Annotated in this window: 26 protein-coding genes; 16 read left to right on the top strand and 10 right to left on the bottom strand. The window is 74.0% G+C overall.

Annotation, left to right across the window (positions count from 1 at the left end):
• The first annotated feature begins 146 nt into the window (after positions 1-146).
• A complete protein-coding gene (locus tag ACQ614_RS10645) occupies positions 147-1,481 on the top strand; it encodes an NAD(P)/FAD-dependent oxidoreductase (RefSeq protein WP_431678219.1) in 1,335 nt (444 codons plus the stop codon).
• A gap of 49 nt (positions 1,482-1,530) precedes the next feature.
• On the opposite strand, the gene ACQ614_RS10650 is transcribed toward ACQ614_RS10645, so the two are convergent.
• Positions 1,531-3,096 carry a regulator gene (locus tag ACQ614_RS10650; protein ID WP_431678220.1) on the bottom strand — a complete coding sequence of 522 codons (1,566 nt, stop codon included), beginning with the start codon at positions 3,094-3,096 and terminating at the stop codon, positions 1,531-1,533.
• Positions 3,097-3,483: 387 nt separating this feature from the next.
• On the opposite strand from ACQ614_RS10650, the gene ACQ614_RS10655 reads away from it, so the two are divergent.
• The 7 genes from ACQ614_RS10655 to ACQ614_RS10685 all read left to right on the top strand — a co-directional run bounded on the left by ACQ614_RS10655 (position 3,484) and on the right by ACQ614_RS10685 (position 10,789).
• The gene (locus tag ACQ614_RS10655) at positions 3,484-4,257 is read left to right on the top strand and encodes a 3-hydroxybutyrate dehydrogenase (RefSeq protein WP_431678221.1); all 774 of its coding nucleotides are present in this window, start codon (positions 3,484-3,486) and stop codon (positions 4,255-4,257) included.
• 74 nt (positions 4,258-4,331) lie between these two features.
• Positions 4,332-5,675 carry an MFS transporter gene (locus tag ACQ614_RS10660; protein WP_431678223.1) on the top strand — a complete coding sequence of 448 codons (1,344 nt, stop codon included), beginning with the start codon at positions 4,332-4,334 and terminating at the stop codon, positions 5,673-5,675.
• Between the two features lie 91 nt (positions 5,676-5,766).
• Positions 5,767-7,659 (top strand): helix-turn-helix domain-containing protein, encoded by a 1,893-nt coding sequence (locus ACQ614_RS10665; protein WP_431678224.1) that lies wholly within the window; start codon positions 5,767-5,769, stop codon positions 7,657-7,659.
• A 98-nt stretch (positions 7,660-7,757) separates the two neighbouring features.
• Positions 7,758-8,528: a lipoyl(octanoyl) transferase LipB gene (gene lipB / locus ACQ614_RS10670; protein WP_431683887.1), complete on the top strand. Its 771-nt coding sequence runs from the start codon at positions 7,758-7,760 to the stop codon at positions 8,526-8,528.
• 119 nt (positions 8,529-8,647) lie between these two features.
• Positions 8,648-9,601, top strand: a complete 954-nt coding sequence (gene lipA, locus ACQ614_RS10675) for a lipoyl synthase (RefSeq protein ID WP_363489239.1) — start codon at positions 8,648-8,650, stop codon at positions 9,599-9,601.
• Positions 9,602-9,798: 197 nt separating this feature from the next.
• Positions 9,799-10,020, top strand: coding sequence for a hypothetical protein (locus ACQ614_RS10680; RefSeq protein WP_431678225.1), 222 nt, complete (start codon positions 9,799-9,801; stop codon positions 10,018-10,020).
• Between the two features lie 70 nt (positions 10,021-10,090).
• Positions 10,091-10,789: a DUF4191 domain-containing protein gene (locus ACQ614_RS10685; protein ID WP_431678226.1), complete on the top strand. Its 699-nt coding sequence runs from the start codon at positions 10,091-10,093 to the stop codon at positions 10,787-10,789.
• 205 nt (positions 10,790-10,994) lie between these two features.
• Here the strand turns inward: ACQ614_RS10685 and ACQ614_RS10690 are convergent, their stop codons facing one another.
• On the bottom strand, positions 10,995-11,462 hold the full coding sequence (locus ACQ614_RS10690) for an RDD family protein (protein WP_431678227.1): 468 nt from the start codon (positions 11,460-11,462) through the stop codon (positions 10,995-10,997).
• A gap of 244 nt (positions 11,463-11,706) precedes the next feature.
• Here ACQ614_RS10690 and glnA point away from each other — a divergent pair, with 244 nt between their 5' ends.
• Positions 11,707-13,122: a type I glutamate--ammonia ligase gene (gene glnA / locus ACQ614_RS10695; RefSeq protein WP_431678228.1), complete on the top strand. Its 1,416-nt coding sequence runs from the start codon at positions 11,707-11,709 to the stop codon at positions 13,120-13,122.
• Between the two features lie 27 nt (positions 13,123-13,149).
• Here the strand turns inward: glnA and murQ are convergent, their stop codons facing one another.
• Both murQ and ACQ614_RS10705 read right to left on the bottom strand, forming a co-directional pair.
• Entirely contained in the window at positions 13,150-14,109 is a 960-nt protein-coding gene (murQ, locus tag ACQ614_RS10700; RefSeq protein WP_431678230.1) for an N-acetylmuramic acid 6-phosphate etherase, read from the bottom strand.
• Positions 14,106-14,375: a DUF6011 domain-containing protein gene (locus tag ACQ614_RS10705; protein WP_431678231.1), complete on the bottom strand. Its 270-nt coding sequence runs from the start codon at positions 14,373-14,375 to the stop codon at positions 14,106-14,108. Before ACQ614_RS10705 ends, murQ begins: the two co-directional genes overlap by 4 nt.
• A gap of 62 nt (positions 14,376-14,437) precedes the next feature.
• Between ACQ614_RS10705 and ACQ614_RS10710 the strand changes: the two genes are divergently transcribed.
• Positions 14,438-15,052 carry a 3'-5' exonuclease gene (locus ACQ614_RS10710; RefSeq protein ID WP_431678232.1) on the top strand — a complete coding sequence of 205 codons (615 nt, stop codon included), beginning with the start codon at positions 14,438-14,440 and terminating at the stop codon, positions 15,050-15,052.
• A 20-nt stretch (positions 15,053-15,072) separates the two neighbouring features.
• Here the strand turns inward: ACQ614_RS10710 and ACQ614_RS10715 are convergent, their stop codons facing one another.
• Positions 15,073-16,290, bottom strand: coding sequence for a cytochrome P450 (locus tag ACQ614_RS10715; RefSeq protein ID WP_431678234.1), 1,218 nt, complete (start codon positions 16,288-16,290; stop codon positions 15,073-15,075).
• Positions 16,291-16,398: 108 nt separating this feature from the next.
• Here ACQ614_RS10715 and ACQ614_RS10720 point away from each other — a divergent pair, with 108 nt between their 5' ends.
• Positions 16,399-16,758: an ArsC/Spx/MgsR family protein gene (locus ACQ614_RS10720; protein WP_431678235.1), complete on the top strand. Its 360-nt coding sequence runs from the start codon at positions 16,399-16,401 to the stop codon at positions 16,756-16,758.
• A 22-nt stretch (positions 16,759-16,780) separates the two neighbouring features.
• Here ACQ614_RS10720 and ACQ614_RS10725 read toward each other — a convergent pair whose 3' ends face one another.
• A complete protein-coding gene (locus tag ACQ614_RS10725; protein WP_431678236.1) occupies positions 16,781-17,251 on the bottom strand; it encodes a pyridoxamine 5'-phosphate oxidase family protein in 471 nt (156 codons plus the stop codon).
• A 38-nt stretch (positions 17,252-17,289) separates the two neighbouring features.
• On the opposite strand from ACQ614_RS10725, the gene ACQ614_RS10730 reads away from it, so the two are divergent.
• On the top strand, positions 17,290-17,835 hold the full coding sequence (locus ACQ614_RS10730) for a DUF1697 domain-containing protein (protein ID WP_431678237.1): 546 nt from the start codon (positions 17,290-17,292) through the stop codon (positions 17,833-17,835).
• Between the two features lie 43 nt (positions 17,836-17,878).
• Here ACQ614_RS10730 and ACQ614_RS10735 read toward each other — a convergent pair whose 3' ends face one another.
• A complete protein-coding gene (locus ACQ614_RS10735; protein WP_431678238.1) occupies positions 17,879-20,083 on the bottom strand; it encodes a terpene synthase family protein in 2,205 nt (734 codons plus the stop codon).
• A gap of 218 nt (positions 20,084-20,301) precedes the next feature.
• Positions 20,302-21,270: a DUF1152 domain-containing protein gene (locus ACQ614_RS10740; protein ID WP_431678239.1), complete on the bottom strand. Its 969-nt coding sequence runs from the start codon at positions 21,268-21,270 to the stop codon at positions 20,302-20,304.
• A 139-nt stretch (positions 21,271-21,409) separates the two neighbouring features.
• Here ACQ614_RS10740 and ACQ614_RS10745 point away from each other — a divergent pair, with 139 nt between their 5' ends.
• From ACQ614_RS10745 to ACQ614_RS10755, 3 genes are all read left to right on the top strand, one after another.
• Complete coding sequence (locus ACQ614_RS10745) at positions 21,410-22,837, top strand: MBL fold metallo-hydrolase (protein WP_431678240.1); 1,428 nt, start codon at positions 21,410-21,412, stop codon at positions 22,835-22,837.
• Positions 22,838-23,006: 169 nt separating this feature from the next.
• On the top strand, positions 23,007-23,126 hold the full coding sequence (locus ACQ614_RS10750) for a rhodanese-like domain-containing protein (protein WP_431683888.1): 120 nt from the start codon (positions 23,007-23,009) through the stop codon (positions 23,124-23,126).
• Positions 23,126-23,380, top strand: a complete 255-nt coding sequence (locus ACQ614_RS10755) for a hypothetical protein (protein WP_431678241.1) — start codon at positions 23,126-23,128, stop codon at positions 23,378-23,380. Before ACQ614_RS10750 ends, ACQ614_RS10755 begins: the two co-directional genes overlap by 1 nt.
• Here ACQ614_RS10755 and ACQ614_RS10760 read toward each other — a convergent pair.
• Positions 23,370-24,011, bottom strand: coding sequence for a TetR/AcrR family transcriptional regulator C-terminal domain-containing protein (locus ACQ614_RS10760; protein ID WP_431678243.1), 642 nt, complete (start codon positions 24,009-24,011; stop codon positions 23,370-23,372). The two genes, ACQ614_RS10755 and ACQ614_RS10760, sit on opposite strands and share 11 nt — an antisense overlap.
• Before the next feature lie 124 nt (positions 24,012-24,135).
• Here ACQ614_RS10760 and ACQ614_RS10765 point away from each other — a divergent pair, with 124 nt between their 5' ends.
• Positions 24,136-25,566, top strand: a complete 1,431-nt coding sequence (locus ACQ614_RS10765; RefSeq protein ID WP_431678244.1) for an FAD-dependent monooxygenase — start codon at positions 24,136-24,138, stop codon at positions 25,564-25,566.
• Positions 25,567-25,573: 7 nt separating this feature from the next.
• Here the strand turns inward: ACQ614_RS10765 and ACQ614_RS10770 are convergent, their stop codons facing one another.
• The gene (locus ACQ614_RS10770; RefSeq protein WP_431678245.1) at positions 25,574-26,299 is read right to left on the bottom strand and encodes a hemerythrin domain-containing protein; all 726 of its coding nucleotides are present in this window, start codon (positions 26,297-26,299) and stop codon (positions 25,574-25,576) included.
• Between the last annotated feature and the right edge of the window lie 98 nt (positions 26,300-26,397).

Raw genomic sequence — 26,397 nt, forward strand, 5'->3', positions numbered from 1 at the left:
CGGACGCGCTTGTCTATCCGCGCAGTGACGGGGCATCACGTTGACGGACCGTATCCCGGCACCCCGCTGCCCGCCTCGGCCGGAGCTCCACGGGCCCGGCCGCCGCCGCGCGGGCCGGAGGCCGCCGTCAGGGAGGGAGCACACCCGTGCCCGCATACGACTTCACCCGCCGCACCCGCCAGCCGTCCGATCCGGACGTGGTCGTGGTCGGTGCCGGACTCGCGGGCCTGGCCGCCGCCCGCGCGCTGACCGGACAGGGCCTCAGCGTCCAGGTCCTGGAGGCCACCCGGCGCATCGGCGGCCGGATGGCCTCGGACGGGCTGGACGGATTCCGGCTCGACCACGGCATCCACCTGCTGAACACCGACCACCCGGAGCCCGCCCGCCGCCTCGACCTCGACCGCCTGGAGCTGCGCCCCCTCGCGCCCGGCGTCCTGGTGCACAGCGCGGGCCGCCGGCACCGGGTGGGGATCCCGCCGCAGGCCTCCGCGCGGACGGCCGGTGAGCGCGGCGGTCTGCGCGCCGGCGGTCCGCTGGGCAGCCCGCTGGACCGGGCCCGGCTGGCCGCCACCCTCGGCCGGCTCGCGGCGACGCCCGTCCCCCGGCTGCTCGCCCGGCCGGAGACCACGGCCGCCCGGGCCCTCGCCGACCGCGGCCTGACGGGCCGCACCGTCGACGGCTTCCTGCGGCCGCTGTTCGGCGCCCTGCTCGCCGACCGGTCGCTCGGCACCAGCAGCCGGGTCGCCGACCTGGTGCTGCGCTCCTACGCCCGCGGCCGGCTCTGTCTGCCCGCAGGCGGGACGGCGGCGGTGCCCGCTCAGCTCGCCGAGGGTCTGCCGGCCGGCGCCGTACGCCTCAACGTCGAGGTGACCGCGGTTTCGGCGGACGGCGTGGAGACCGCCCGGCACGGCCGGATCGGCGCGCAGGCCGTGGTGCTGGCCTGCGACGCGCGCTCCGCGGCCGCGCTGCTGCCCGGGCTGCGGCTGCCCGACTTCCACCCGGTGACCACGTACTTCCACGCGGCCGACCGCTCCCCGCTCGGCGAGCCGGCGCTGCTGCTCGACGCCGACGGCTCCGGGGTCGCCCACACGCTGGTGCTCAGCGATGTGCACCCCTCGTACGCGCCGGTCGGCCGGGCGCTGGTCGCCACCACCGTGCTGGGCCGCCGCACCTACGACATCGGCGGCCCGGCCGGGTTCGAGCCGGTGGTGCGCCGGCGCCTGGCGGAGCTGTACGGCACCTCCACCGCCGGGTGGGAGTTCCTGAGCGTGCGCCACGCGCCGGACGCCGTGCCGGCGATGCCCGCGCCGCACCACTTCCGCCGCTCGGTGCGGGTGCTCGCCGGGCTGTACGTCTGCGGCGACCACCGGGACACCAGCAGTGTGCAGGGCGCGCTGGTGTCCGGGCGGCGGGCCGCGCAGGCGGTGCTGCGCGACCTCGGTCTCGAGACGGCGGTGCGGGCCTCCGACGTGGCGGCCTGACCGCGGAACCGCTCCGGCCCGCCCGGCCACCGGGCGGGCCGACGGGCGTTCAGATCACCCCCGCCTGGCGGGCCGCCTCCTCGAAGGCGCGGACGGTCGGCGTGGCCCGGTAGGGGGCGAGCCGCCGGTGGAAGTCGCGCAGGTACTCCACCGTGCGGGCGGAGCGCATCTCGCCGGCGGCGCGCAGCGACTCCCCCGCCATCGTGCAGGACTCCTCGACCTCACCCATGCCCAGCCGGGCGGTGGCGAGGACCAGGCGGCACAGGATGCGGCTGCGGGCGTAGGCCGGGGCGCGCAGCCGCAGCGACTTCTCGGCGTGCTGGGCGGCGGGGCGCCACTGCTGCAGGTCGCGGTAGCAGTGGGCGAACTCGTCGGCCAGCTGGGCCTCGTCGAAGTAGCGCGACCAGGACGGTGCCTCGTCGCCGGGCCGGGCGGTGGCGAGCGCCCGCTCGCAGCGCACCATGGCCGCGGTGCAGGAGCGCACGTCGCCGATCAGCGCGTGGCCGCGGGCCTCGGCCGCGTGCATCAGCGCCTGGACCACCGGGGCGGCGGAGGTGCCGACGCCCTGCTGGGCGACCCGGGCCAGCTGGATCGCCTCCCGGCCGTGGCCGAGGTGGACGGCCTGCTGGCTCATGGTGGTGAGTACGAAGCCGCCGAGCACCCGGTCGCCCGCGGCCTGGGAGAGCCGCAGCGACTGGACGAAGTACCGCTGGGCGAGGCCGTGGGCGGCGATGTCGAAGGACGTCCAGCCAGCCAGCCGGGTCAGGTCGGCGACGGCGCCGAACAGCGCCCGGCCGATCTGCTCGCCGTAGCGGCCGCGCAGCATGGGCTCGGCCTCGGACTCCAGGTAGCGCACCAGCGCCTGGCGGGCGTGCCCGCCGCCGTAGGCGTGGTCCAGGGCGCGGAAGAGGTCGCCGACCGCGCGGATCGCGGCGATGTCGCCGCGGCCGACCCGCACCGCGGGGCGGTTGTCGCGGCCGGGCGCGGACCCCTCGGAGCCCTCTCCGCCGGGCAGCGGCCGCCGGGCCTGCTGCGGCACCCGCCCGGGGACGGGCCGGGCGGTCGGACGGGCCGCCCCCGGCGCGGGCCGGTGGCCGGCCAGCTCCTCCGGGGAGAGGGTGGTGGCGTCCCGGGCGACCCGCTCGTCGGTGCGGCCGATCAGCCAGTCCCGGCTGGGGACGACCAGGCCGGCCGGGGTGAAGGCGATCTTGCGGAGTTCGGCGTACGGGCCGTTGTCCTTGCGCCACATGGAGGCGACGATGTCGACCGCCTCCTGCGGGGTCTCCGCGAACTCCAGCCCGGCGTAGACCGGGGCGCAGGCGTCCAGGCCCACGTCCTGGGCGGTGAGCCGGCGGCGGCCGAGCCGCCGGGTGAAGACCTCGGCGATCAGTGCCGGGGTGGCGCCGCGCGGCTGCTGGCCGCGCAGCCAGCGGGTGACGGACGTCTTGTCGTAGCGCAGGTCGAGGCCGTGTTCCAGGCCGAGCTGGTCCACGCGTCTGGCCAGGCCGGCGTGGGAGAAGCCGGACTCCTCGATGAGCGCGGCGAGTTGCGGGTTCTGCGTGCGGTGGCCGCCCGGGCCGGCCTCCGCCGGGCGGTCGTCGTCTTCGCCGGACACGTGCGGAGGGGACCCGGCCTGCACTTCGTGCGGGTCGAGCGCATCGAGCGGTCCGTACGCCGGGCTGTCGGTCACAGGCCGTTGGGGCATGTCAGTCAACACCTCTCGGGCGCCGCTCCGGTCCCCCCGGTTTTCGGGCGACGCCCCTGTCGGGAATCGGCGTGACAGTAGCGAGCATTCGGGCGCTATGGGTCGATTCGGGCGTGCAATCCTCCGAACGGGTGATGCAAGGGCGCCCAATACGGGGAAGCGGGCGCACACGGTGTTTGGGACGCACCACCGGTGCGCCCGGGGCCGGCCCATGTGAGAACCCCACACCCCGCGGCGCAGCCCTGTGTCCACCTGGCACATAGGAGCGCGGCCGCCGCCTTCCTACCGTTCTCGGCCATGGACACCACTTCAGCCACCGACCCGCGCCGGCCGCTGCAAGGCCGGACGGCGCTGGTCACCGGCGCCGCCTCCGGCATCGGCCGGGCCTGCGCCGAGGCCTTCGCCGCGGCCGGCGCGAAGGTCTACGTCGTCGACCTCGCCACCGGCCCGGCAGAGGAGCTCGCCGACCGGATCGGCGGGGTCGCCGTCGTCGCCGACCTCTCCGACCCCGGGGCGGTGGAGGCCCTGCCGGACGACGCCGACATCGTGGTCAACAACGCCGGCCTGCAACACGTCGCGCCGCTGCACGAGTTCCCCACCGACCGTTTCACCCTGCTCCAGCGGGTCATGGTGGAGGCCCCGTTCCGGATCATCCGGCGCACCCTGCCGCACATGTACGAGAACGAGTGGGGACGCATCGTCAACATCTCCTCCGTGCACGGCCTGCGCGCCAGCGCCTTCAAGTCCGCGTACGTGACCGCCAAGCACGCGCTGGAGGGGCTCAGCAAGACCGCCGCCCTGGAGGGCGCCCCCTACGGCGTGACCAGCAACTGCATCAACCCCGGCTACGTGCGCACCGCCCTGGTCGAGAGGCAGGTGGCCGCCCAGGCGCTGGCGCACGGCATCCGCGAGGACGAGGTGGTGGAGCAGATCATGCTCGACCGCACCGCCGTCAAGCGGCTGATCGAGCCGGACGAGGTGGCGCAGCTGGCGCTCTGGCTGTGCTCGCCGTCCGCCTCGTACATCACCGGCGCCAGCCTCCCCGTGGACGGCGGCTGGACGGCCCACTGACCCCCGCCGGCCGGTGCCCCCGCCCGGTGCCCGACCCTCCTGCACAGCCCCTCCCCCGAGAATCAGGTGACACCATGGCCCACTCTCCCGACGTCGCGAGACCAGGCGCCCCGCTCCGCAAGGTCGTCGGTGCCAGCCTCATCGGCACCACGATCGAGTGGTACGACTACTTCCTGTACGGCACCGCCGCCGCACTGGTCTTCGGCAAGGTGTTCTTCCCGGACAGCGATCCGCTGACCGGCACCCTGCTGTCCTTCCTCACCTATGCCATCGGCTTCGCCGCCCGGCCTCTGGGCGCCCTGGTCTTCGGTCACTTCGGCGACCGGATCGGCCGCAAGAAGCTGCTGGTGCTCAGCCTGCTGCTGATGGGCGGCGCGACCACCCTGATCGGCTGTCTGCCGACGTACCGCCAGATCGGTGTCGCCGCGCCGCTGCTGCTCACCGCGCTGCGACTGGTGCAGGGCTTCGCGCTGGGCGGCGAGTGGGGCGGTGCGGTGCTGCTGGTCTCCGAGCACGGGGACCGCAGGCGGCGCGGTTTCTGGGCGTCCTGGCCGCAGGGCGGCGCCCCGGCGGGCAACCTGCTGGCGGCGGGTGTGCTGTCGCTGATGACGACGGTGCAGTCGGACGCGGCCTTCCTGTCGTGGGGCTGGCGGGTGCCGTTCCTGCTCTCCGCGGTGCTGGTGATGGTCGGCCTGTGGATCCGGCTCTCGGTGGACGAGTCGCCGCTGTTCCAGCAGGCGCTGGCCGCGGCGAAGGCCCGGAAGACGGCCGAGCAGCCGCCGATCGTCGCGGTGCTGCGCAACCACTGGCGTGACGTGCTGGTCGCCATGGGCGCCCGGATGGCCGAGAACATCTCGTACTACGTGATGACCACCTTCGTGCTGGCGTACGCGGTCGGCCACGTCCACCTGCCCAAGCAGACCGCACTGAACGCGGTGCTGATCGCCTCCGCGATCCAGTTCGCGCTGATCCCGCTGTTCGGCGCACTCTCCGACCGGGTCGGCCGCCGGCCGGTGTACCTGGTGGGTGCGGCCGGCGTCGGCATCTGGGCGTTCGTCTTCTTCGGGATGGTGGACACCAGGTCCTTCGGCGCGCTGGTCGCGGCGGTGACCGTCGGTCTGGTCTTCCACAGCGCGATGTACGCCCCGCAGGCGGCGTTCTTCTCCGAGCTGTTCGCGACCCGGATGCGGTACTCCGGTGCCTCCATCGGCGCCCAGTTCTCCTCGGTCGCGGCCGGCGCCCCCGCGCCGCTGATCGCCACCGCCCTGCTCAAGGACTACGGCAGCGCCACCCCGATCGCGGTGTACGTGGCGATCGCCGCCGTCATCACGATCGTCGCGGTGCTCTGCGCCCGGGAGACCCGCGGCGGCGACCTGGCCGAGGCCGAGACGGCCCGCGAGACCGTCCCGGTCGGCTGAACAGTCCGGGGCGCCCGGGGCCACCGTGCCCGGGCGCCCCGGGCCGCTCCGCTCCCGAACGGCACGGATGAATGGCACGATGGCCCGCACCATGAACGAGCCCCACGACAGCTCCGCACCCGCCCTGCGCCGGCTGATCGACCTGCTCGCCTCCGGCGCGGCGACCGAGGACTTCGCCGAGGTGCTCGCCGAGGCCCGCCGGCAGGGCGCCCCCGCCCCGGTGCTCGCCGAGATCGACACCGCGACCTGGCAGGCCCTGCGGGTGCACCGGACGCTCCGCCAGCACCGCCGCCGCGAGGCCGAACTGACCGCCCTGTTCGACACCGCGGGCGACCTGGCCGCCTCCCGCGACCTCGACGCGGTGCTGCAGGCCATCGTCCGCCGGGCCCGGATGCTGCTCGGCACCGACACCGCCTACCTCACCCTCCCGGACGAGGAGGCGGGCGACACGTACATGCGGGTCACCGACGGCTCGGTCTCCCAGCTGTTCCAGAACCTGCGGCTCAGCCTCGGCGACGGCCTCGGCGGCCTGGTCGCCCAGACCGCCCGGCCGTACGCCACCCCCGACTACCGCACCGACGAGCGGTTCCACCACACCGGGACGATCGACGCCGGCGTCCTCGACGAGGGCCTGGTCGCGATCATCGGCGTGCCGCTGCTGCTCGGCGGACAGGTCATCGGCGTGCTGTTCGCCGCGGACCGCACACCCCGCGCGTTCTCCCCCGAGGAGGTCGCGCTGCTCTGCACCCTCGCCGCGCACGCCGCCGTCGCCCTCGACACCGCGAACGCGCTCGCCGACACCCGCAACGCCCTCGCCGACCTCGCCGCCGCCAACCACGTCATCCAGGCCCACGCGGCCGCCGTCCAGCGCGCCGAACAGGCCCACGACCGGCTCACCGACCTCGTCCTGCGCGGCGCCGAGGTCGGCGACGTGGCCGCCGAGGTCGCCACCCTGCTCGGCGGCGAGGTCGCCGTCCACGACACCGAGGGCCACCAGCTCACCGGCCGCCCCGGCGGCCACGACGGCCTCGCCGAGGCGCTCTCCGCCTCCCGCACCGAGGGCCGCGCCGTCCGCCGCGGCCAGGACTGGATCTGCGCCGTCCTCGCCGGCCAGGACCTGCTCGGCGGCCTCGTCCTGCGCGGCCGGCCCGGCCTCGACGACGCCGACCGCCGGATCTTCGAACGGGCCAGTGTCGTCACCGCCCTGCTCCTGCTGCTGCGGCGCTCCGTCGCCGAGACCGAGAACCGCGTCCGCGGCGAACTCCTCGCCGACCTGCTCACCGCCCCCGGCCGCGACCCGGCCGGTCTCGCCGCCCGCGGCCGCCGGCTCGGCGTCGACCTGGGACGCCCGCACCTCGTCCTCGTCGCCGCGACCGACCCCGCCGACCGGGCCCGGCTGGCCGGCGCCGCCTCCCGCTACCTCTTCGGCACCCGCGGCATCAGCGCCGAGCACGGCGAGGCCGTCGTCCTGCTGCTCCCCGACGACGGCAGCCCGCCCGACCGCGCCGCCGCCGAGGCCGCCGAACGACTCGCCCGGCTCGCCGGCTGCCCCGTCACCGTCGGCGCAGGGGGCCCCGCCGCCGGGCCCGCCGCGCTCTCTGCGGCGCACGGGGAGGGGGTGCGGTGCGTGCGGGCCCTGCGGGTGCTCGGACGCGAGGGCCACGGCGCCTCCGCCGCCGGGCTCGGCTTCCTCGGCGTCCTGCTCGGCGACGGCCACGACGTGGGCGCGTTCGTCGGCTCGGTGCTCGGCCCGCTGGTCGACTACGACGCCCGGCGGGGCACGGAACTGGTGCGGACGCTCCGGGCCTACTTCGACTGCGGCGGCAGCCTCACCCGCGCCAAGGACGAACTCCACGTGCACGTGAACACGGTCGTCCAACGGCTGGACCGGATCGAGGTACTGCTCGGCCCCGACTGGAACTCCCCGGAGCGGTCACTGGAACTGCAGCTCGCCCTCAGGCTCCAGCTCCTGGCGAGCCCGTAGGGGCGACCGACTCGTTCCGGGGCAGGCGTACAGTGACCGGGTTGGTCTCGAACGCCTGGCAAGGAGCAGCGGTGAGCGAGAACGTACGGTTCGTGACGATGGGGATAGGCGAGGGTGCCGTCCCGTACCCGGACGCGTGGGAGGAGCAGCAGCGGCTGCACGCCCTGCGCGTCGCGGACGAGATCCCCGACACCGTGCTGCTGCTGGAGCACCCGCCGGTCTTCACGGCGGGCAGGCGCACCAACCCGGAGGACTACCCGCTGGACGGCACCCCGGTGGTGCAGGTGAACCGCGGTGGTGAGATCACCTGGCACGGCCCCGGTCAGCTGGTGGGTTATCCGATCGTGAAGCTGCCGGACCCGATCGACGTGGTGGCGTACGTGCGCCGGCTGGAGGAGGCGCTGATCCGCGCCTGCGGCGAGTTCGGGGTGGCGACGTCCCGGGTCGAGGGCCGCAGCGGGGTGTGGGTGCTGGGCGAGGAGCTCCCGGATGCGGTGGTGGACCCGTCGCAGGTGGTGGAGATCGGCAAGCTGACGCTGCGGATGGGCCTGCCGCTGGGGATCGACCCGCGGCTGGCGGGCCCGGAGTACGCGCCGTCGAACGCGGGCCAGCGCGGTGACGACCGGAAGCTGGCGGCGATCGGCGTGCGGGTGGCCCGCGGGGTGACGATGCACGGGTTCGCGCTGAACTGCGACCCCGACATGACGTGGTTCGACCGGATCGTGCCGTGCGGGATCCGGGATGCCGGGGTGGGCTCGCTGGCCGGGGAGCTGGACCGGCCGTTCGGTGTCGCGGATGCGCTGCCGGTGGTGCAGAAGCACCTGGCGGCCGTCCTCGCCGAACTGCCGGAGCCGGCGCTCGCCCACTGACCCCGGGAATCTACCGATCGGTAGCCCGGTTGCCTGCGATTGCCGGGCGCAGGCCCGGTACAGGCCCTGAAAGCACAGGCGTACCCTGGGGGTACCCCGTCTAGTTCTAGGAGTTGCACGTGTCCGCTGTCGCGCCCGACGGCAGGAAGCTTCTCCGCCTGGAGGTCCGCAACAGCGAGACCCCCATCGAGCGGAAGCCCGAGTGGATCAAGACCAGGGCGAAGATGGGCCCGGAGTACAACGCCCTCCATTCGCTGGTGAAGAAGGAAGGGCTGCACACGGTCTGCCAGGAGGCCGGCTGCCCGAACATCTTCGAGTGCTGGGAGGACCGCGAGGCGACCTTCCTCATCGGCGGTGACCAGTGCACCCGCCGCTGCGACTTCTGCCAGATCGACACCGGCAAGCCCGCCGAGTTCGACCGGGACGAGCCGCGCCGGGTCGCCGAGTCCATCGTCACGATGGACCTGAACTACGCGACGATCACCGGTGTCGCCCGCGACGACCTGGAGGACGGCGGCGCCTGGCTGTACGCCGAGACGGTCCGCCAGGTGCACGCGATGACGGCGGCCCGCGAGGGCGGCCGCACCGGCGTCGAGCTGCTGATCCCGGACTTCAACGCGGTGCCGGAGCAGCTCGCCGAGGTGTTCTCCTCCCGGCCCGAGGTGCTGGCGCACAACGTGGAGACCGTGCCGCGGATCTTCAAGCGCATCCGCCCGGCGTTCCGCTACGAGCGCTCGCTGGACGTCATCACCCAGGCCCGCGCGGCCGGGCTGGTGACCAAGTCGAACCTGATCCTGGGCATGGGCGAGACCCGCGAGGAGGTCAGCCAGGCGCTGGCCGACCTGGTGGGCGCCGGCTGCGAGCTGATCACCATCACCCAGTACCTGCGGCCCTCGCTGCGCCACCACCCGGTGGAGCGCTGGGTGAAGCCGCAGGAGTTCGTGGAGCTGCAGGAGGAGGCCGAGGAGCTCGGCTTCGCCGGTGTGATGTCCGGCCCGCTGGTGCGCTCCTCGTACCGGGCCGGGCGGCTGTACCGGCAGGCCCTGGAGCACCGCGAGCGGGCGGCGGTCTGAGGCGGCCCGTGCGGGTGTGTACGGACTTTCCGGGGGCGGCGGGCTCGGCCTGCCGCCCTCCGGCGTACCTGCGGCGCGGCCGTCTTGCGGTCGTGCGGCTTTCATGCGACTTTGACCGGCAGGTCACCGATCGGTAACACCGCCGGGCGAGCCTGGAACAGTCAGCCGTCCGTCGGTCTTGAGGGGAGCTGTTGAGCATGGAGGCAGTGAGCGGAGCGCCGCGCGGTCTGCTGTCGGCCGGGGTGCCGTCGGTGGCCGGTGCGCTGCGGTACGCCGAGAGCGTGCTGCTGGCGGGCGGCCAGCGGCAGGCCCGCAGGAACGCCTGGGCGGCGGTCTGCGAGAACCGGCGGCACGCGGCGGAGCGCGAGCTGGACGCGGCCGCGGAGGGCCCGCTGTCGGCCGCACGGCGGCACGCCTGATCCCTCGCGGGGAGGCGTGCGGCGCCCCAGGGGCACCGCCCTTGGATATCCCGCCCCCCCGGCACGTACCATGAGCCCTATGGCGAGGGAAACATCCGAGAACCCCGGGCGGCTGAAGCAGATCCGCCAGGCGTACACCATGACCAAGCAGGTCGACAGCAAGATCGGCCTGATCATCGCCGGCGTCGGCCTCATCACCTTCGGCGTGTTCCTCGCCATCGGCTTTGCGATCGGACACCCCGTCTACCTGGGCATCCTCGGCTTCGTCGTGGGATTCCTGGCGATGGCGGTGGTCTTCGGACGCCGTGCCGAGCGGGCCGCCTTCGGGCAGATGGAGGGCCAGCCGGGCGCGGTCGCGGCGGTGCTGAACAACATCCGGCGCGGCTGGAGCGCCAACCCGACCCCGGTTGCGGTCACCCGCAGCCAGGACGCGGTCTACCGCGCGGTCGGCCGCCCCGGCATCGCGCTGATCGGCGAGGGCAACCCGAACCGGGTGCGTGCGCTGCTGGTCGCCGAGAAGAAGAAGATGGCCCGTGTGGTCGGCGACATCCCGGTGCACGACATCATGGTGGGCAACGGCGAGGGCGAGATCCCGCTGAAGAAGCTGCAGATCCACCTGATGCGCCTGCCGCGGGCGATCACCCCGGCGCAGGTCACCGAGACCAACGACCGGCTCCGCGCGCTGGGCGACCTGCTCTCCCGGGCGCCGATCCCCAAGGGCCCGATGCCCAAGGGCGCCCGGATGCCCAAGGGCGGCCAGGTCCGCTGAGACCGGCTCCACCCGACTTCACACCACGGCCCCGCCGCATCCCTTGCGGCGGGGCCGTTCGACGTCCGGAGGCGAATACCGAGGGGCCGCGGGAAACCCGAGGGGCGCGGGGAACTGCGCAACCCGTGTGTGGTTCACCTCGACCAGCGAACGTGAACCGCATCCGGATCGCGCGGTTCCCCGCGCCCCCGAGTGGTGCCCTGCGTCAGATGCGGACCTCCACGCAGCCCACGGCCTTGTCGTGGAGGCCGCGGGTGTCGCGGTCCCAGATGGCGGCGGGGACGACCAGGCAGAGCAGCAGGGTGCGCAGCAGCACCTGGGGGATGGAGGCGCGGGCGCCGTCCAGCCGGACGACCCGCAGGCCGAACAGCCGCTTGCCGACCGTGGTGCCGCTGGTGGTCAGCAGGAGCACGGTGACGAGGTAGAACAGCGGGGTCGTCCACAGGTTCGCCGAGCCCTGGTCGCCGCCGGCGAGCAGCCCGTACGCGACGAGGCTGCAGAGCCAGCCGTCGACGAACAGGGCGCCGAGGCGGCGGCCCGGGCCGGCGACGGAGCCGGGGCCCTCCTTCGGCAGGCCGAGGCGCTCGCCGCGGTAGCCGAACTCGGCGCCCATCTTCTCGGCGGCGGCCTTCGGCCCGTCCAGCCACGATCCCAACGCATCTCTGGTATCCACGAAATCCACAGTATCCGGGCGTTACGGGCGATCTTCGGCGGCCTCCCCCGGCGCGTGTCCGCGCCGCGCCGAGTGGTCTGGACCACTGCGCGGTGGGCGCGGCACCGGGTGGGTGATTTGCCCCGGGCCGTATGACTTTGCCCACATGGCAGGTGCCGCTGGTTAACATGCAGAGGACGGGGAAATCACCAACCGGAAACGGCCGGCTCCTACGGTGGGCCGTACCGCACGCTGAGGAGGATGGATGTTCACCAACGCCGACGAGGTCAGGCAGTACATCACGGACAACGACATCAAGTTCGTCGATGTCCGGTTCTGCGACCTGCCGGGCGTCATGCAGCACTTCTCAGTGCCTGCGTCGACCTTCGACCCGTCCGAGACCCTGATGTTCGACGGTTCCTCGATCCGGGGCTTCCAGGCCATCCACGAGTCCGACATGGCCCTCGTCCCGGACCTGGCGACCGCCAGGCTCGACCCGTTCCGCTCCGAGAAGCACCTCAACATCAACTTCTTCATCCAGGACCCGATCACGGGCGAGGCCTACAGCCGCGACCCGCGGAACGTGGCCAAGAAGGCGGAGGCCTACCTCGCCTCCTCCGGCATCGCCGACACCGCGTTCTTCGGCCCGGAGGCCGAGTTCTACGTGTTCGACGAGGTCCGCTACGAGACCAGCGCCAACGCCTCGTACTACCACATCGACTCGATCGCCGGCGCGTGGAACACCGGCCGGATCGAGGAGGGCGGCAACCGCGGCTACAAGGTGAAGTACAAGGGCGGCTACTTCCCCGTGCCGCCGGTGGACCACTTCGCCGACCTGCGCGCGGAGATGTCGCTGGAGCTCGCCGCCGCCGGCCTGCAGGTCGAGCGGCAGCACCACGAGGTCGGCACGGCCGGCCAGGCGGAGATCAACTACAAGTTCAACACCCTGCTGCACGCCGCCGACGACCTGATGCTGTTCAAGTACATCATCAAGAACGTGGCCTGGCGGGCCGGCAAGACCGCCACCTTCATGCCCAAGCCGATCTTCGGCGACAACGGCTCCGGCATGCACGTCCACCAGTCGCTGTGGAGCGACGGCTCCCCGCTCTTCTACGACGAGCAGGGCTACGCGGGCCTCTCCGACACCGCCCGGTACTACATCGGCGGCCTGCTCCGGCACGCGCCCTCGCTGCTGGCCTTCACCAACCCGTCGGTGAACTCCTACCACCGCCTGGTGCCGGGCTTCGAGGCGCCGGTCAACCTGGTGTACTCGCAGCGCAACCGCTCGGCCGCGATCCGCATCCCGATCACCGGGTCGAACGCCAAGGCCAAGCGCATCGAGTTCCGCGCGCCCGACCCGTCCTCCAACCCGTACCTGGCCTTCTCCGCCATGCTGATGGCGGGCCTGGACGGCATCAAGAACAAGATCGAGCCGCTGGAGCCGGTCGACAAGGACCTCTACGAGCTGGCGCCCGACGAGCACGCCGCCGTCCCGCAGGTGCCGTCCTCGCTGGAGGCCGTCCTCGAGGCGCTGGAGGCCGACCACGAGTACCTGCTCGCGGGCGGGGTGTTCACCCCCGACCTGATCGAGACCTGGATCGACTTCAAGCGCACCAACGAGATCGCCCCGATCGCGCTGCGGCCGCACCCGCACGAGTTCGAGCTCTACTTCGACCTGTAGGCCCCACGGTTCCTGCGGGCCCACGGGTCACCGGCCCCCGTCCCCCTTCGCGGGGCGGGGGCCGGGTTGCGTCCCGGCGGCGTCCAGGGCCTCGCGCAGGCGGCCGCCGTGCTCGGCGAGCAGGGCGGCCGCCCCGGCCGGGCCGAGGCCGGTGAGCAGGGCGAGGACCGCGGGCTTCACCTCGCCGTCGGCCGCGTCCAGGGCTTCGTCCACGGCCTCGGGGTCGGCGCCGGTGGCCAGGGCGACGATCCGGCGGCAGCGGGCGCGGAGCTTCTCGTTGGTGGCCCGCAGGTCGACCATGAGGTTCCCGTAGGTGCGGCCGAGCCGGACCATGGTGATCGTCGAGACCATGTTGAGCACCAGCTTCTGGGCGGTGCCGGCCTTGAGCCGGGTGGACCCGGTGAGGATCTCCGGGCCGACCACCACCTCGATCGGGTGCTCGGCCGCCGCGCCGAGGTCGGAACCCTCGGTGCAGGCCAGGCCGACGGTCAGCGCACCGCGCGCCCGCGCATGGGCGACGGCGGCCACCGCGTACGGCGTCCGGCCGGAGGCGGAGACGCCGATCACCGCGTCGTCGGCGGTCAGGCCGATCCCGTCCAGGTCGGCGCGGGCGAGCTCCCGGCTGTCCTCGGCGCCCTCGACGGCGTTCAGCACCGCCTCCGGGCCGCCCGCGATCAGGCCGACCACCAGCCCGGGGTCGGTGCCGAAGGTCGGCGGGCACTCGGCGGCGTCCAGCACACCGATCCGCCCCGCCGTGCCCGCACCTGCGTAGACCAGCCGGCCGCCGCGGGCGAGCCGCTCGGCGATCGCGTCCACCGCGGCGGCGATCTCCGGCAGGCGCCGGCCGACCGCCTCGGGGACGGTCCGGTCCTCGCCGTTCATCAGCGCGGCGATCTCCAGGGTGGGCAGCCGGTCCAGCCCGGCGAGTTCGGGGCGGTACGCCTCGGTCGCCAGGGTGTCCAGCCGGGCACGGAGGTCCTCGGTCACGGCGCAGCGCCTTCCGTCGCGGTGGGGGCTGCCAGCCCGGGCAGGGTCTCCTGTTCCCCGGCGACGACCCGCACCGGATCCTGCGGGCCGCGGCACTCGCGGCCCAGCCGCAGCATCCGGGAGACCGGGTCGTGCAGGGCGCGGCACTCGCGGCCCAGCCGCAGCATCCGGGAGACCGGGTCGTGCAGGGCGCGGCCGCAGCGGCGGCAGCGGACGCGTTCGGGCAGCCGGGACGGGACGGGCGGGATCAGGGCGGGCTGGGCCATGCGCCGATTCTCGCGGTAAAAGCGGTCGCGGTGGGGTCTTCGGGGCGGGAAGAATCCGCAGCATGTCAACTGCCCGCCGCACCACCCCGACCCTCTACATCTCCGTGGACGTGGAGGCCGACGGCCCGATCCCCGGCTCCTTCTCCATGATCTCCTTCGGCGCGGTCGTCGCCGGGTACCACGACGCGGACGGGTTCCGGCGGGCCGGGCTGCAGTCCGCGGGGTTCTACCGGGAGCTGCGGCCGGTCTCGGAGCGGTTCGACCCGCCGGCGCTGGCCGTCTCCGGGCTGGACCGGGCGGTGCTGCTGCGCGAGGGGGCCGAGCCGGCCGCCGCGATGAAGGCCTTCTGCGCCTGGGTGGAGCAGGTGTGCCGCGGCGCGGACGGGCAGCGGTGGCGGCCGGTCATGGTGGGGTACCCGGCGCCGTACGACTGGCTGTTCCTGTACTGGTACCTGATGGAGTTCGCCGGGCGCAGCCCGTTCGGGCACTCCGGGTGCCTGGACATGAAGACGCTGTACGCGACCCGGGCCGGGGTGCCGTTCGCGGGGATCGGCAAGCGGTCGATGCCGGCCGGGCTGCGCCCGGACCTGCCGCACACCCACCACGCCCTGGACGACGCCCGCGAGCAGGCGGAGCTGTTCGCCAACCTGATGGAGTGGGCCGGGCCGGAGGGCTGAGGACGCAACGGCACACCCGGTCAGGCCAGGCGGACCGGGAGGGTGCGGTAGCCGCGCAGGACGAGGCGGTCCCTGCGTTCGGCGGGGCCGCCGGGGGCGAGTGCCGGGAACCGGTGCAGCAGGGCGGGCAGCGCGACCTGTGCCTCCAGCCGGGCCAGTTGGGCGCCCAGGCAGTAGTGCGGGCCGCCGCCGAAGCTCAGCGGGTGGCTGTTGCTGCGGGCGGGGTCGAAGCGGGCGGGCTGCTCGTAGCGGGACGGATCGCGGTTGGCCGCGCCGAGCAGCAGGAAGACGCCGGTGCCGGGCGGGGCGGGGATCCCGCCGACGTCCAGGCCCTCGGCGAGGGCGATCCGGGAGGTGAACTGGACGGGCGAGTCGTGGCGCAGCACCTCCTCGGTCAGCCCGGCGGGGGTGATGGTGCCCTCGCGCAGGCCTGCCGCGGCCTCCGGGTGTTCGAAGAGCAGCGCGACCGCGTTGCCGAGCAGGTTGGTGGTGGTCTCGAAGCCGGCCACCAGCAGCAGCACCAGGTTGGCCAGCAGCTCGTGGCCGGAGAGCCGCCCGGGTTCGGCGGCGGCGACCTGGACGAGGGCGCTGACCAGGTCGTCCTGCGGGTGGGCGCGGCGGTCGGCGGCCAGCCGGGTGAAGTAGTCGGCGAGCTCCTCGGCGGCCTCGTCGGCGGCGGTGAGCTCCTCGGTGTCGTAGATCAGCTCCAGGGTGGTGGTGAGGTCGGCGGCGAGGCCGCGGAAGCGGTAGCGGTCGGCCTCGGGCACGCCGAGGAGCTCGCAGATCACGCCGACCGGCAGCCGGAAGGCGAACTCCTCCATGAAGTCGACCGGGGTGCCGTCGGCGCCCCGCTCGGCCATCGCGTCCAGCAGCCGGTGCACGGCGGCGGTGACGGCGGGCTCCAGGGCGGCGACCCGGCGGGCGGTGAACACGGAGGCGATCAGCGAGCGCATCCGGCCGTGGTCCGGCGGATTGGTCTCCAGGATCGACCGGCCCAGCAGGACCTTGGCGGGGTGGTCGGCGTAGTCCGGCTCCCACAGCTCGCGCTGCTGCGGGTCGGCGACCCCGAAGGCGGGGGTGCGAAGCACCTGGTCGCAGACGCGGTGGCCGGTGGCCATCAGCAGGCCGGGGCCGCAGGGCGCGACCGGGCCGAGGCCGTGCGCCAGCTCGTAGAGCGGGTACGGGTCGGCCCGCCCCTCCGGGGTCATCAACTGCTCGATGATCGCCTCGCCGTCCACCCGCGGCTCCCCTCTCGCGTCCCGGTGGTACACGTCCCGGGGGTACAACCGCGGCGAGCGGGGTGGGAGTTCCCGGGCAGCCCGGAGGCCGCTCGATAGGGTGACGGCATGGAGATCTGGATCAACCCGCGGTGCAGCAAGTGCCGCAGCGCCGTCGAGGACCTGGACGCGGCCGGTGTCGAGTACACCGTGCGGCGCTACCTGGACGAGCCGCCGACCTCGGCCGAGCTGGAGGACGTGCTGGCCCGGCTGAACCTGGAGCCCTGGGACATCACGCGCCTCGACGAGCCGGCCGCCAAGGAGCTCGGCATGAAGCAGTGGCCGCGCGAGGCGGCCGAGCGCGGGCGCTGGATCTCGGCGCTCGCCGGGCAGCCGATCCTGATCCAGCGTCCGATCATCACGGCGGACGACGGGCACGCGGTGGTGGCGCGGACGCCGGAGGCCGTCCGCTCGGTGCTGCCGGAGTGAGCCGTGCTGCCGGGGTGAGCCGTCAGGTCCGCTCGAAGACGCGGACCTGCTCCCCCGGCCGCCAGGAGCGGATCACCAGCCGGTCGCCCTCCACGGTGGTCAGCACGACCTCCCCGGGCTCCAGCCGGAAGGCGTGGTAGGGGCCGGGCGGCGGCTGCGGGAGGTCGCCCTCGTAGGCGGCGAGCTCGGCCGGGTCGGTGATCTCGACGGCGGTGCCGGAGACCTTGGCGTCGCCGTCCGCCATGGTCTCGTCGCCGGGGTTGCTGTGCAGCGCGAAGCGGCCGTCGCGGCGCAGGTCGAGGGCCTTCACGGCGCCGTACATGGAGCCGATGGTCAGGTCGGCGCCGACGAACTCCACCTCGGTGCCGCTGACCCGGGGCGCGCCGCTGCGGCGCAGGGTGGCCAGCACGTGGTGCTTGTTGGCCTCGAACCTGGCCCGCACCAGCGGGGCGAGGTCGGGCGCTTCGTGCTCGAAGTCCTGCCATGTCGTCATGGCGCCAGTCTGGCAGTGGTCGCTGTCACACTGGCGCCATGACGCAGACGTACATCGCCTTCCTCCGTGCGGTCAACGTGGGCGGGCGCACGGTGAGGATGGAGCGGCTCCGGGAGCTGTTCGGGGAGCTCGGGCTGCAGGACGTACGGACGTACATCCAGAGCGGCAACGTCTTCTTCACCACCGGCGAGGAGGACCGGGCGGCGCTCACCGCGCGGATCGAGGAGCACCTGGAGCAGGCGCTCGGCTACGCGGTGCCGACCGTGCTGTGCACGGTGGACGAGCTCGCCGCGGTGGTCGACGCCGGCCCGTTCGCCGGGATCGAGGTCACCCCGGAGCTGCGGCTGTGCGTGCTGTTCCTGTCCGAGCCGCTGCCGGAGGAGCTCGCCCCGCCGACGGCCTCGCCCAAGGGCGACTGGGAGCTGGTGGGTGCCCTGCCGTACGCCGCCTTCGTGGTGCTGCACCTGCGGGACGGCCGGATGGGCGGCAACCCGGCCGCCCTCTTCGGCAAGGCCTACGCCGGGACGGCGACCTCGCGGTTCTTCCACACCACCGTGAAGATCCTCGCGGCGGCGCGGAAGTGAACCGCGGGCCCGTCGGCGGGTGTCCGCCGACGGGCCCGGGCGGCTACCGCAGAGCCGGGGCGAAAAGGCGGATGCCCGAGGTGCCGAGGCCGGTCGGGCCGAGCGGGACGGGCGGGCGGTGGTGGCGCAGCAGGTCGGGCTCGGCGTAGCGGTGGCACTGCCGGTGCCAGGTGAGGACGGCTGCCATCCAGTCCCGGAGTTCGGCGGTGTAGCCGTCGAGCACCGCGCGGGCAGCCGCGTCGAGTTCGAAGTCGTCGTAGAGCTGCGGTAGTTCCCGGGCGGCGATGTGCTGGAACTGGCTCATCCGGGACTTCATGAGGTCGTGCACGATGCCGAGTGCGGTCGGGTAGTCGCAGTCGAAGAAGTTCTGGGTGACCAGCACCAGGTTGTGCACCTCGCCCTCGTACTCGACCTCCTTCTGGTACGAGAAGACGTCGTTGACGAGCATCGCCCAGTCGGCGGCGGAGTTCTCCAGGGCCTGCACGGAGGCGTGCCGGTGGACCTCGTCGGGGACGCTGCGGCCGTGGCCGAGGCGGGCGAGGCTCATGGTGAGGTCGGAGCCGAAGGTGAGGCGCCGCATCTCCAGGTAGTCGACCGGGTCGGGGATGCGGTTCTGCGCCTGGTTGAGGAGCTCCCACAGCCAGGCGTCGAGCATCCTCTCGACCGCGGCGCGGAAGCGGCGGCGGGAGCCGTCGTCCATCGGCGCGGTGGTGCGGGCCCACAGGTCGGCGAGGCCGCGCTCCAGGCCGTCGAGCGGGACGGCGGTGACCGGGCCGTCGAGCGGCATGAACTCCAGCAGCCGGTCGTTGCGCCGCTTGGCGCCCGTGAGGTCGCGGGCGGCGCCGTGCACGGCCGGGTACAGGTCGTCGCCGTAGGTGCCCCAGGCGAGCCAGCCGGTGGCGAGGTCGAGCTCCTCGGGGGTGGCGTCCGGGTCGATGCCGGCGGCGCAGAGCGCGAAGTCGTAGTCGGCCAGCTTCTCCTCGTGCCAGATGCCGGGCACCGGGTCCATCAGCTGCACCCGGTGGGCCCAGTCGACGACGCCCCGCCGCGCGGCCTCCAGGTGCGGGTTGAGCCGGGTGGGGAAGGGCATCTCGAAGTCGGGCAGCAGCGAGGGCCCGACCTTGCGGAACGGGGTGTGGCCGAAGCTGCGGGCACGGGCGGGGCCGCCCGGGCCGCGCAGTGACTTGAGCAGGTCGGCGGCCTGGGTGCCGACGCCGGTGGGGCCGGGGAGGTGGGGGGTGCGTTCGGCCATCGCGCCGCCGTCGTTCATGTAGCGGCTGGAGCGCATGTGCCACTCGTGGCCGCCGGACTGCCAGTCCTGCAGACCCTTGACGTACTTCATGACGTCGGTGCAGGCCGCGGGGTCGAGGCCGTGTTCGACGAAGAGCAGCGGCAGTTCGGCGAAGACGGTGTTCTCGAACTGGTGCAGCCGGGAGGTCAGCAGGTCGTTGACGCGCTCGGCGGCCTCCTGGGTGGAGCAGCCGAGGAAGGTCTCCAGGACGAGGACGCCGTTGGAGAGTTCGCCCTCGTCCTCGACCTCGCGCTGGTACGAGAAGAGGTCGTTGCGCAGGTGGACGCCGTCGGAGAAGGCGTCCCGCAGCACCCGCATCGGCCGGGAGGCGGCGATCGCCGCGGGCACCTCGGCGCCGACGGCGTGCTCGACCAGGCCGGCCGACCAGGGGGCGCCGCCGACCTTGCGGCGCATCTCGATGTACTCGACGGGGTTGGAGACCCGGCCGGCGTTGATGTTGGAGAGCTCCCACATGGACTCGTACAGCAGGTGCTCGGTGGATTCGCGGAACCGCTCGCGCCAGGCCGTGGACATGCCGGGCACGGTGCGCAGCCACAGGTCGGCGAGGCCGGCCTCGACGGGGTTGGTGGGCTCGGGCATGCCGGCGGAGGGGTCCATCGGCATGAAGTCGGGGAGCCGGTCCAGGTAGGCCTTGCCGCCCTTGCGGTCCTGGGTGCGCTTGAACAGCTCCAGGAAGTGGTCGTCGAAGAAGAACACCCACACGTACCAGTCCGTGACGAGGGCGAGTTCCTCGGCCGAGCAGTCGGGGTGGGTGTACGCGCACAGCAGGGCGTAGTCGTGGGAGTCGAGGTCGTGCTCGTCCCAGATGCCCGAGCCCTCCAGCATCCCCATGCCGCGGGCCCACTGCTTGGTGTGGCTGCGGGCGTGTTCGAGGTGGGGGTTGAGCGTGGCGGGGTGCGGTACGTAGAAGTCCGGCAGCTCGAAGGGCTGTGGCACTGCCGTGTCGCCTTTCCTCGGCCGTCGGCGAGCGCCGGACGGGGTCGTCCGGGCCGACAGTCATGATCGCGCCGGAGTCTGCCCGAGGCGCGGCGGCGACACGCCGTCGGCGGAGCGGGCGCGGAGGCACGAAGTGCCGGTGCGCGCCGGGCGTGAACTCTCGCAAACCCGGCGCGCATTGGCCGGCGTGCGCCCATCGGCGGGCGCGGCCCCGCCGCTCAGTGCGGGAAAACCCGAGGTGGGCGCTGTGCGGGCAGCCCGTCCCGGAATTCCTCGACGACCGAACTGATCTGCCGCATCAGCACGGTGCGTTCGATCCGGTCCAGATAGAGGTGCCGGGCGGCGAGCGCCTCCACCGTGGCGCCGAACCAGATCGTCATCAGCGGATTGACGAACAGCTCGCCGCCTTTCGTCCGCTCGGTGAACCGGACGTCGCCGAACTCGCCGCGCAGCGCCGCCGCGACCGAGCCGTGCACGATGCTGGGGTGCTCGGGGCAGGCCGCCCGGGCGTGCTCGACGGCGTCCAGGTAGAGCGCGCCCTCCCGGCTCTCCCGCGGCAGCGAGAAGGCGCCGAGGTAGCCGCCGGCACGGTCGAGCGCCGCGAGGTTCTCCAGCACCAGCGTGTGGTTGACCCCGTGGTACGCGTCGATGCCGAAACCCAGGCAGGCGACCAGCCGGGTCGGGATGTGGCGCAGGCCCGCGACGGCGGCCAGGCTGGCCATGTCCTCCTCCGGAGTGCCGAGCCCGGCCTCGTCGCCGCGCATCAGGATGTCCGTGCCGCCGTCGACCAGCAGCACCGCGTCCACCCCGAGCCGGTCGGTCAGCGCCCGGTACGCGGCGCGCAGCGGCTGCACCCCGACCGAGGCGAAGGCCCAGACCGTGTCGGGCATGCCGTGCAGCCGCAGCCAGCGGGCCAGCGTGCGCTCCGGGAAGTACCGCTCTGCGCTGCGGGTGTCCGGCCGGATCTCGGCGACCCCCGGCTCCAGCCAGACGTCCGCGTCCAGCCCGTACAGGTGGCTGAAGGACAGGTTGGCGAGGTGGACCTCCTTGCCCGCGGCGCGCAGGGCCAGCGCCAGCGGCAGGCCTGCGTAGACGTCGAAGCCGCCGCCTGCACCGGCGATCAGGATGCGGTCGGCGGCCTTGAGCCGGGTCAGCAGCGGGGGCTCGAACAGGGCGGGGGTGGTCATCCGGCGGACGCTACCAGCGCATTCCCGCCCGGTGGTGTGACTTTTGCCCGCGACCTGTTGGTGAATACCCCCAGGGGTATCCCTGTTACGGTGGAGAACAGATACCCCTAGGGGTACCGTGGAACGGGAAGGGACGACGATGTTCTTCATCGACACCGTGGAGCTCACAGGCCTCGGCAACCGCAGCTACCTGGCGGGCGGGGCGACCGCCGCCGTGGCGGTCGACCCGCCGCGCGACGTCGACCGACTGGTCGGGGCCGCCGCCCGGCAGGGCGTCCGGATCGCGCTCGTCGTCGAGACCCATCTCCACAACGACTACGTCACCGGCGGCCTGGAGCTCGCCCGGCTCACCGGCGCCCGCTACCTGGTGCCGGCCGCGGCCCGCGTCGCCTTCGACCGGGTGCCGGTCGCGGACGACGACGTGTTCGAGGTGGACGCCGGCCTGGCGCTGCGCGCCGTCGCAACCCCCGGCCACACCCCGCACCACACCGCGTACGTGCTGGAGGAGGACGGCCGCCCGGTCGCCGCGTTCACCGGCGGCTCGCTGCTCATCGGCACCGTCGGCCGCCCCGACCTGGTGGAGCCCCGGCTCACCGAACAGCTCGCCCGCGCCCAGCACGCCTCCGCGCACCGGCTCGCCGACAGCCTCCCGGACACCACCGCGGTGCTGCCCACCCACGGCTTCGGCAGCTTCTGCGCGGCCGGGCACTCCGCCGACGGCCACAGCGGGACGACCATCGGCACCGAGCGGAAGCAGAACGAGGCCCTGGTCAAGGACGCCGACACCTTCGTCGCCGAACTGCTCGCCGGGCTGGACGACATCCCCGCCTACTACGCGCACATGGGCCCCGCCAACGCGGCCGGCCCCGCCCCCGTCGACCTGACCCCGCCGCGGCGCGCCGACGCCGCCGAACTCGCCGCCCGGCTGGCCGCCGGCGAGTGGGTGGTCGACCTGCGCAGCCGGGTCGCCTTCGCCGAGGGGCACCTGGCGGGCTCGTTCAACATCGAGGGCAGCGGCAGCCTCGCCACCTACCTCGCCTGGCTGATCCCGTGGGGCAGGCCGGTGACCCTCCTCGCGGAGAGCCCCGAGCAGATCGCCGCGGCCCAGCGCGAACTGGCCCGGGTCGGGATCGACCGGCCCGCCGCGGCCGCCACCGGCGGCCCGGAGGACTGGACGGCCGACGGCGATCGGCCGCGCTCCTTCCCCCGGGCGGACTTCGCCGCCCTGGCGGCGGCGCTCGAACCGGCCGCGTCCCCGGATGCCGAACGGCCGGTGGTGCTGGACGTCCGCCGGGCCTCCGAGCGGGCCGGCGGGGCGGTCACCGGCTCCGTGCACATCCCCGTCCACCTGCTGCCGAGCAGGATCAACGAGGTGCCGCCCGGCCGGGTCTGGGTGCACTGCGCGGGCGGCATGCGGGCGGCGATCGCCGCCTCGCTGCTGGACGCGGCGGGCCGCGAGGTGGTGGCCGTCGACGACGGCTTCGCCAACGCCGTCGAGGCCGGGCTGACCTCGGCCCCCGCCACGGCCGCTCCCGGCACCGACGCATCCGGCACCGCGCGCTCGTAAGAGCGCCCGCCCGGGCGGCCGGTACGCCTCCGGGCCGCCCTCCCCCAGCTACAGGCCCGGCCTGTCGACCCGGCTCAGGAGTACCGCCAGGCCCGCTCCCACCGACCGAACCGGCCGCCTGTCGCCGGGCGAGGCGCACCGGCCGACCGCCGCCGGCGCCGCAGTCCTGCTGGACGTCCGCGAGCCGGACGAGCGGGCGGCCGGGCACGTTCCGGGCTCCGTCCATCTGCCGACGGGCCGGCTGGAGTCGGGGGCCGCACTCCCTGCCTCTGCGGCCGGCCGCAGGTGATGGTCTGCCGGTCCGGCCGGCGCTCGCTGCACGCGGTCGACCTGCTGTGCCGCCGAGGCGCCGCGGCGGTGGACGTCGTGGCGGTGGACGTCGTGGGCGGCCTGATCGCCCGGGCCGGGGCGGCCTCCCGCCCGCACCGTCCGGACACGGCCGACGGGCTGATCCGGCCGTACGCACTGCGGCGCCCCCGCCGCCCCCTCCCGGGCGGCGGGGGCGGCCGTGCTGTCCGGGACAGCCTCGGGGTCAGGACCTGAGCACCGCGTCGACGCCGGCGACGACCACCGCGAGGCCGCGTTCGAAGCGCCGGTCGTAGTCGGTGAAGAGGCCCTCGCCGGAGGCCGCGGTGAGCGGGTGGTCGGGGCCCATGGCGCGGGCGCGCTCGCCGGTGTCGTACCCGGGGGTGCGCTCGCCGGGGAGCGGGTGGACGGCCTGCTCCTCGATGACGAAGCCGATGGTGAAGGAGTAGGCGGTGAAGTAGGCCTCGATCGCGGCGTCGAGGGTGAAGCCGTCCCGGACGAAGGCGCGCAGCTGCTCCTCGAAGCGGTCGGCGTGGCCGGTGTCGGTGAGCCGGGTGCCGCTGAAGACCTTGGCGCCGTCGCGGTGGCCGAGGAGGGCGCGGCGCAGGGTGCGGCAGGTGGCGAGGACCCAGTCCTGCCAGCCGGCGTCGGGGCCGGGGGGCTCGGCGGACGCGGTCATCCGGCGGAGCATCTCGGTGGCCATCTCGTCGAGCAGGGCCTGCTTGTTGGCGAAGTGCCAGTACAGGGCGGGGGCCTTGACGTCGAGTTCGGTGGCGATCCGGCGCAGGGTGAGGCCGTCGAGGCCGGTCTCGTCGAGCAGCCGCAGGGCGGTGTCGACCACCTTCGTGCGTTCCAGTTTGGCTGCCACGTCCACCTCCGGGTCTGCGCCGGGTCGGCGCCGCACTGTCTCCTGCCGAATCCCCCCTTGACAATTTAACACCGTTAAGGCGATGCTCTGACCACAGCCACTTAACAGCGTTAAGGAGACGGGGATGCACACCGAAGTCCTGATCGCCGGAGCCGGCCCGACCGGCCTCACCCTCGCCTGCGACCTGGCCCGCCGCGGTGTCCGGTTCCGCCTGCTGGAGCAGGCGCCCGGCCTCTTCCCGGGCTCCCGCGGCAAGGGCCTGCAGCCGCGCACCCAGGAGGTCCTCGACGACCTCGGGGTGATCGGCGCCGTCCACGCCTCCGGTTCCCCGTACCCGCTGATGCGCAGCTGGCAGGGCGGCGAGCCCGGCCCGGAGTGGGACCTGATGGAGCGCCGGCCCGCCGAGGACGGCGTGCCCTACCCGGAGGTGTGGATGCTCCCCCAGTGGCGCACCCAGGAGATCCTCCACGCGCGGCTGCTGGAGCTGGGCGGCTCCGTCGAGTTCGGCACCGGCGTCCTCGCCGTCCGCCAGGACGCGCACGGCGTCGAGGTCGACACCACGGTCGGCACCGCCACCGCCGACTACCTGGTCGCCGCGGACGGCGGCCGCAGCACGGTGCGCCGCGCGGCGGGCATCCCGATGGCCGGCGAGACGGTCGACGAGAAGGCCGCGCTGGTCGCCGACGTCCGCATCGAGGGGCTGGCCCGCAGCCACTGGCACGTCTGGCAGCACGCCCCCGGCGGGGCGGCCCTGCTGTGCCCGATGCCCGGCGGCACCGAGGCGGACTTCCAGCTGTTCGCGCAGTACGAGGAGGGCGAGCCGGACACCTCGGCCGAGGCCGTGCGGCAGATCGTCGCCGAGCGCACCCACCTGTCCGGGGAGGCGGTGACCGAGGTCCGCTGGGCCTCCGGCTTCCGTCCGCGGGCCGCACTGGCCGACCGGTTCCGGGCCGGCCGGGTGTTCCTCGCCGGGGACGCGGCGCACGTGCACTCCCCCGCCGGCGGCCAGGGCCTCAACACCAGCGTCCAGGACGCCTACAACCTGGGCTGGAAGTTCGGCCGGGTGCTGCGCCACGGCGCTCCCGAGGCGCTGCTGGACAGCTACGAGCTGGAGCGGCTGCCGGTCGCGGCGGACGTGCTGGAGATGTCCACCTCGCTGCACCGGGCCGGCGCGGTCGGCGTCTCCGCCAAGCGCGGCCCGCACACCGAGCAGCTGGGCGTCGGCTACCGCGGCGGGCCGCTCGCCGAGGAGCGGCGCGACGGCCTCGCCGAGGACGACCTGCAGGCCGGCGACCGGGCCCCGGACGCGCGGTGCACCACCCCGGACGGCACCGGGCGGCTGTTCGACGTGCTGCGCGGCACGCACCTGACGCTGGTCGTGGCCGGCACCGCACTGCCCGACCCGGCGGGGCTGCCCGCGGAGGTGCGGACGGCACGGGTCGCCGAGGGGTACGGCGAGGGCTACCTGCTCGTCCGGCCGGACGGCTACATCGGGCTGGCGACCGCGGACGCGGCCGACCTGGGCCCGTACCTGGCGGCCCTGGGCGCCGCCTGACCGCCGGTCAGCGGTCCGGCCCCCACAGCTGCTCGGAGCAGCGGGCGTAGGTGGCGCGCCAGTGCGGCCAGTGCCGGGCGGTGGAGTCGTCGCAGTCGGCGAGGAGGCGGTCGATCTGGGCCTCGTCGACGCCGTCCAGCAGCCAGACCAGGGCGTCCGAGGCGGCCGGGCCGTCGGCGGCGCGCAGCAGGTCGAGCAGCTCGGGCAGGGTGCCGATGCGCGACCCGGCCGGGAAGACGCCGGCCATCCGCGGCAGCAGCTGCCGCTCCTCGATCCGCAGGTGCGTCTCCAGCCGCGCGGTGAGCTCCTCCACCGCGTAGGCGACCGGCCAGGAGCTGGCCGGGTCGCGGGTGGCGATCCGTACCAGGGTGGTGACCCGGGTGAAGGAGTGGTCGAGGTTGTGGTGGTCGGCCTCCAGCCAGTTGAGCAGCAGCCGCAGCTCCGGGGCGAAGCGGCGCAGCAGCGGCCACAGCCGGGTGTCCTGCTGCTCGTGGTGGCAGGTGAGCATGGCGGTCATGAAGTCCCAGTGGCGCTGCAGGGCCTGGGCGGTCGTGTCGTCGCCGGGCTGCAGCAGGCGCAGGGCGTTGGGCAGCCGGGCGAGGTCGCGGCGCAGGGCGGCGTGCACGAGGCGAAGTCCGGCGAACGGGATGGGCTCGACCTCCGGCATCCGGCGCTCCGAGAGCGGCTGGGCGGGGATCTGGGGCGAGTCGACAGGGAGCAGGTGGCAGGACATGGCGCTCTCTTCGCGGCTGACTGGGGCTGGAACGGCTCCGGCACCGCGAGTGGTGCTCGGCCAGGGCTCCAGCGTGCGGAAAGCCCATCAGAGTCGAA

The organism is Kitasatospora dryopteridis (assembly GCF_050749075.1).
GTDB lineage: Bacteria > Actinomycetota > Actinomycetes > Streptomycetales > Streptomycetaceae > Kitasatospora.